At 69.7% G+C, this 6,360-nt stretch carries 5 protein-coding genes and 1 pseudogene; all 6 read left to right on the plus strand.

The window, feature by feature from the left end:
• The coding region (locus JWP28_RS13470) for a LysR substrate-binding domain-containing protein (RefSeq protein ID WP_299543643.1) at positions 1–676 on the plus strand (676 nt) is incomplete at its 5' end.
• 69 nt (positions 677–745) lie between these two features.
• Positions 746–1,183 (plus strand): hypothetical protein, encoded by a 438-nt coding sequence (locus tag JWP28_RS13475; RefSeq protein ID WP_299543645.1) that lies wholly within the window; start codon positions 746–748, stop codon positions 1,181–1,183.
• A gap of 335 nt (positions 1,184–1,518) precedes the next feature.
• On the plus strand, positions 1,519–2,922 hold the full coding sequence (locus JWP28_RS13480) for an amidase (protein ID WP_299543647.1): 1,404 nt from the start codon (positions 1,519–1,521) through the stop codon (positions 2,920–2,922).
• 205 nt (positions 2,923–3,127) lie between these two features.
• Positions 3,128–3,598: a DUF1203 domain-containing protein gene (locus JWP28_RS13485; RefSeq protein WP_299543648.1), complete on the plus strand. Its 471-nt coding sequence runs from the start codon at positions 3,128–3,130 to the stop codon at positions 3,596–3,598.
• Positions 3,599–3,714: 116 nt separating this feature from the next.
• A complete protein-coding gene (locus JWP28_RS13490) occupies positions 3,715–4,935 on the plus strand; it encodes a dipeptidase (RefSeq protein WP_299543649.1) in 1,221 nt (406 codons plus the stop codon).
• A 165-nt stretch (positions 4,936–5,100) separates the two neighbouring features.
• A pseudogene (locus tag JWP28_RS13495) lies at positions 5,101–6,360 on the plus strand (excinuclease ABC subunit A); the annotation flags it as partial.

Genomic DNA, 6,360 nt, shown 5'->3' on the forward strand with positions numbered 1-6,360 from the left:
CCGCACCTTCGATGAGCTGGAGCAGACCTTCCGCGAGGTGCGGGCGGCGGCCGACCGCGAGCTACACGTCTCCTGCGTCGGCACCCTGGCCATGAAGTGGCTGATCCCGCGCCTCTCTGGCTTCCACGCCCGGCATCCGGAACTGTCGATCCGCGTGACCGAGGCCTATGGCCCGGTCGACTTCACCCGCGAGCCCTTCGACGCCGCCATCCGGCTCACCGAAAGCGTCGCGGGCGAGGGCCTTACCGCCACGCCCTTCCTGGACAACTTCCATGGCCCGGTGGTCGCGCCCGCCCTGACGCGCGGCGGCCTCGACCTCGCCCGCACGCCGCGCCTGCATACCCGGCCCCACCGCCAGGCCTGGACAGAGTGGTCCGAGCACGCCGGGGTGCCGGCGCCCGAGGCCCCGGAGAACCGCGAATACGAGCACCTGTTCTACATGCTGGAAGCGGCGATCGCCGGACTGGGCGTCGGCCTGTCGCCGTGGATCTATGTCGCCAACGACATCGCCGCCGGCCGGCTCGCCGCGCCCTTCGGCTTCACCCCCACGCCGGCCCGCTTCCATCTGATCCTCCCCGGCTCGCCCCCGAAGCGCGGCCTGAAGGCCTTCCGCGAATGGCTGATCGAGGAGGCCGCCACGGCGCCCGCGCCGCCGATGCTGGCCGAAGCCGGCTGAACCTCGCCCCTTGACGATTGCGCTGCGGGGTTGATCGTGGCGGAACGGTGTTTTCTGGGGAGCCGAGCAATGCGCGGATCGGTCTGGGTTATCGCCTCGGTGCTGGTTGTCGCCGCCGCGGGATGTTCGCGGCAGCCGAAGACCGCGGCTGCGCCGCCTGTTGCGGCGGCTCCCGCCCCGGCGCCCACGTCCGCGGCCATGCCGGCCAGCCTGACGGCCGAAGCAGCCCCGGCCACGCCGGCTGCAGCGCCCCTGCCGCCACCGCCGCCCCCACCCAGGGAGGAGGCCGTCCGCTACTCACGCGCCGACTACGGCGCGCGCGAACGCCGGCTGGCGGCGCTGATCGCCAACGCCGAGACCCGCGACACCTCCGGCGAGACGCAGGACCGGGCCCGCGAAGGCCGCGCCCAGCGCGAGCGCTGCGCCACGCGCGCCTGCGTCGAACGTTCCTACGCCGCCGAGGAGCTGTGGCTGCGGCGCTGGGAAGGCTCCAGCGACATCAGATAGTGGCTTGAGCCATAGCGGTCCGGCAGTCCGGCCGTGGCCCGCTTCCCGCTGGTCGCTCAGGTGATGACGCCGGCGGCCCAGGGGGCTCGGCGTAGACGAAGTCGCTTGCGCCCGTCCCGCCGGTGACGGTGTCGCCGCTGGTCGCCGAAGCTTGACTGTTTGCGTTGCGCAGCCGGGCATATCGAGGTTCATTGCGCCATCTGGGGGGAAAGCCGATGTCGAGCGGAAGGCGCCGTGATGACGTGTCTCGGCGGGCTGTCATGGCGGGGACCGCAGCGGGCCTGGCTTCGACGAAGGTTTGGGCGGCTGCGCCTCCACCGGCCCCTGAATCCTATTTGAGCCTCCGGGCCGTCGCCCGCCGCATCGCGGCGCGCGAAGTCTCCCCGATCGACCTGACGCGACGCATGCTTGCCCGGATCGCCATGGTCGATCCTGTGCTGAAGAGCTACGCCACAGTCATGGGGGACCAGGCGATCGCCGACGCCGAGAAGGCCGCCTCGGAGATCGCCGCCGGCCGGTACCGCGGGCCGTTGCACGGCGTGCCGATCGGGATCAAGGACCTCTGCTACACCAAAGGCGTTCGCACCATGGGCGGCCTTGCGGTACGCCGTGATTTCGTGCCGAGCGAGGACGCTACGGTCGTAACTCGGCTGCGGACCGCCGGCGCCGTGGTGCTGGGCAAGACGAACCTCTCTGAGGGCGCGGCGGCCGGCTACAACCCGGCCATGGACGTGCCGCTGAACCCTTGGAACCATGATCGCTGGCCCGGAATGTCGTCGAGCGGCTCCGGCGTGGCGCTCGCGGCGGGCCTCTGCTTCGGCGCAGTCGGCACCGACACCGGCGGCTCGATCCGCAACCCGTCGTCCGCCAATGGCGTGGTGGGGCTGAAGCCCACCTACGGCCGAGTCAGTCGGTTCGGCGTGATGCCGATGGCGCCTTCACTAGACCACGTGGGCCCGATGGCGCGCGAAGTGGCCGATGTCGCCATCCTGTTCGACGCCATGGCGGGGCGCGATCCGGCTGACCCAACCTCCCTCGATGCGCCGCCCGCTGAGGCGGTGAAGGCGCTTGGCGGCGGCGTCCGGGGTCTACGGATCGGGGTGGACCGCGCCTACGCGCTCGTTCACACCGACGCAGGACAGGCTCGGGCGATTGAGGCGGCGCTGAAAGTGCTGGAACGCCAGGGCGCCGTGATCACGCCCGTGCGCATGCCCGACCTATCGGACCTCGTGCCAACCTGGGCGGCGATCTGCGGCGCGGAAATCGCGGCGGCCCATGCCGCGACCTACCCGTCCCGCGCGGCTGAGTACGGACCATATCTCCGCGAGTTCCTGGAAACGGGCGCCTCGGTCACCCCCCAGGAGTTGGCCGCAGCACGCCGGCGTCGCGCCCAGCTCACGGCCCAGATGGACGCGCTGCTTGATACGGTAGATGCGATGGCCGGACCTGCGGGCGGCGACCCGGCCTGGCCGATCACACACGCGCTTCAGACCGGTCCGCTGCCGGCCTACCATCGGGCGTGGGGCGCGGCCCAGCCGCGCAGCGCCGAGTTCACCATGCCGATGGACCTCGCCGGCGCGCCCGCCATCTGCCTGCCGTGCGGAGTTTCGGCGGACGGTCTACCCTACAGCATCCAGTTCACGGGCCGCCGCCTCAGTGAGGCCCTGCTGTGTCGGGTGGCCTTCGCTTACGAACAGGCGACGGACTGGCACAATCGTCATCCGCAGGTGCAGGCCTAGACCCTCCCGCGACCTTCCGAACGTCTGCTAGCGGGCAGGGTCGCGTCGCTCTTCCCCGAGCCCTGAGGACAGTCTCGGGCGGGCGCCAAGCGTCGGATTCAATCCACTGGGCCGCCGCTGGCGGCTTTCGGCCATGTGTTGATTTCGCCAGATTGGCCTTGAGGGCGCAGGGCCCGATGTTCCGGGCCGCAACGGAGCACCCCTTATGTCCTTCATCGTTTCCGGCCTTCCCGTCGAGCCCTTCCGCCCGCTGTTCGGCCTCTCGGACGCCGCGCTCGCCGAGCGTGGGGTGATCCGCCGCCGGGTCGACGCCAACCCCGGCTTCCCCTGCCGCATCACGCTGGAGGACGCCCAGCCCGGCGAGACCGTCCTGCTGCTCAACTACGAGCACCAGCCGGCCGACACCCCCTATCGCGCCCGCCACGCCATCTACGTCAGCGAACAGGCCCGCGAGACCCGGCGTGCGGTCGACGAAATCCCCGGCGCGCTTCGCGTCCGCAAGGCCATCTCGCTGCGCGCCTTCGACGAGGCCGGCATGATGCTGGAGGCCGACGTCGCGCCCGGCGCCGAGCTGGAGCCGGCCATCGAACGCCTGCTGGCCGTCCCCGGCGTCGCCTACCTGCACGCCCACAACGCCGGCATGGGCTGTTACGCCGCCCGCATCGACCGGACCTAACCGGCCGGCGCCGCCAAATCGTTCAGCCAGGGCCAGAAAGCGTCGCCATTGGTCTTGAGCCGCGACGTGGCGACGACAGTGGCGCTAGAAAGGCGCTCCACCTCCGGAGCTCCGCCTTGATCCTTCGCATCTGCCTGGCCGCCGCCCTGCTGGCCGCGACCGCCGTTCCCGCCCTCGCCCAGACCAAGGCCGAGCGCGCCCTTCACGAGAGCCTGATCGTCCTCGACACCCACTTCGACACGCCGGCGAACCTCAGCCGCGACGGCTGGAACATCATGGACCGCCACGACGTGCTCGTGGACGGCAGCCAGGTGGACTATCCGCGGATGGTGGCCGGCGGCGTCGACGGCGGCTTCTTCGCGATCTACACGCCGCAGGGCCAGCGTGGTCCGGACGGCGACCTGAAGGCGCGCGACGCAGCCCTGGTCCGTGGTCTCGAAATCCACGAGATGGTCGCGGCCCACCCGGACGTCTTCGAGATCGCGCTGACGCCCGACCAGGCGCTCGACATCGCCCGGCGCGGCAAGCGCTTCGTGTTCATCAGCATGGAGAACGGCAATCCGTTCGGCCGCGACCTCAGCCTGATGAAGACCTTCTACGCCTACGGTGTCCGGCTGATGGGACCGGTGCACTTCATGAACAACGAGCTGGGCGACAGCTCCACCGATCCGCGCGGACCCGAGTGGGGCGGGCTGTCGCCGCTCGGCAAGCAGTTCGTCGCCGAGGCCAATCGGATGGGCGTCGTGCTCGACGCCTCCCACGCCTCCGACGGGGTGCTCGACGACATGCTGGCGCTCTCCAAGGCGCCGATCCTGCTGTCGCACTCTGGCGTCAAGGCGATCTACAACCACCCGCGCAACATCGACGACGCTCACCTGAAGGCGCTCGCGGCCCACGGCGGGGTGATCCAGATCAACGCCTTTTCCAACTACATGATCGCCCAGCCGCACATCCCCGAGCGGGACGCGGCGATGGGCGCGCTGATCAAGCGGATGACAGCGCCCGGCAAACGCACCGAGGCCCAGACCGTCGCCCTGTTCGCCGCCAAGGCCGAGATCGACAAGAAATGGCCGGTCCCGCGCGCCACCTTCGACGACTTCATGAAGCACATGCTGCACGCGATCGAGGTGGCCGGCATCGACCACGTGGGCGTCAGCGGCGACTTCGACGGCGGCGGCGGGCTGGACGGGCTGGACGACGTCACCGCCTACCCCAAGATCACCGCGGCCCTGCTGAAAGCCGGCTACTCCAAGGACGACATCGCCAAGGTCTGGGGCGGCAACGCGCTGCGGGTCGTGCGCGAAGCCCAGGCGCTGGCCGAGAAGCCGGCGCGGTGAGCCGTCCGATCCCTGCTGCCAGCGTGGTGTCAGCAGTCTCGCCGTGACGCGCCGCCGCAGACCGTTTGTTCGCTCTATGTTCCTGTGTTATCTCTGAGTCTCGGCGCCTACATTAGCAGGCGGCGCCGGGGACCTCCGGGCGGCGCCAAGTGTTTCCGGGACAAGATGGCCGACCAACACCAGAACTTCATCCGCGTGCGCGGCGCGCGGGAACACAATCTGAAGGACGTCAGCGTGGACATTCCGCGCGGCGAGCTCGTCGTGCTGACCGGGTTGTCGGGCTCGGGCAAGAGCTCGCTGGCCTTCGACACCATCTACGCCGAGGGCCAGCGCCGCTACGTCGAGAGCCTGTCGTCCTACGCCCGGCAGTTCCTGGAGTTGATGAGCAAGCCCGACGTGGACCTCATCGAGGGCCTGTCGCCGGCCATCTCCATCGAGCAGAAGACCACCAGCCGCAATCCGCGCTCCACGGTAGGCACGGTCACCGAGATCCACGACTACATGCGCCTGCTCTGGGCCCGCGTCGGCGTGCCCTATTCGCCGGCCACCGGCCTGCCGATCGAGAGCCAGACGGTCAGCCAGATGGTCGACAAGCTGACGGCGCTGCCCGACGGCGAACGGATCTACCTGCTGGCCCCCGTGGTCCGCGGCCGCAAGGGCGAGTACCGCAAGGAGATCGCCGAGTGGCAGAAGGCCGGCTTCCAGCGGCTGAAGATCAACGGCGAGTTCTTCCCCATCGAGGACGCGCCGGTCCTGGACAAGAAGTTCAAGCACGACATCGACGTGGTGGTGGACCGCCTGGTCACCAAGTCCGGCCAGGAGACCCGCTACGCCGACAGCCTGGAGCAGGCGCTCCGCCTGGCCGACGGCATCGCGGTCGCCGAGTGGGCCGACAAGGACCCCACCGAGGAAGAGCCCAAGCGGCTGATCTTCTCGGAGAAGTTCGCCTGCCCGGTCTCCGGCTTCACGATCAGCGAGATCGAGCCCAGGCTGTTCTCGTTCAACAACCCCTACGGCGCCTGCCCGGTCTGCGACGGCCTGGGCGCCAAGCTCGCCTTCGACGCCGACATGGTGGTGCCAGACAAGGACAAGACCCTGCACAAGGGGGCGATCTCGCCCTGGGCCAAGGGTCCCTCTCCGCTCTACACCCAGACCCTGCAGGCGCTTTCCCGCCACTACGGCTTCTCGATGGACGAGCCCTGGTGGAAGCTGCCCGATCAGGCCAAGCAGGTGATCCTGTACGGCTCCGGCGACGAGAAGATCCGCTTCATCTACGACGACAACGCCCGCAAGTACGAGGTCAACAAGACCTTCGAGGGCGTGCTGCCGAACCTGGAGCGCCGCTGGCGCGAGACCGACTCAGCCTGGGTGCGCGAGGAGCTGGGTCGCTACCAGTCCGACACCCCCTGCGAGGCCTGCGAAGGC

Source organism: Phenylobacterium sp. (assembly GCF_028290885.1).
In the GTDB taxonomy this organism is placed as follows: Bacteria; Pseudomonadota; Alphaproteobacteria; order Caulobacterales; family Caulobacteraceae; genus Phenylobacterium.

Excerpts from the sequence above, each read along its gene's own strand:
- JWP28_RS13485 (WP_299543648.1), top strand. The coding sequence starts at position 3,128 with ATGTCCTTCATCGTTTCCGGCCTTCCCGTCGAGCCCTTCCGCCCGCTG.
- JWP28_RS13475 (WP_299543645.1), top strand. The coding sequence starts at position 746 with ATGCGCGGATCGGTCTGGGTTATCGCCTCGGTGCTGGTTGTCGCCGCC.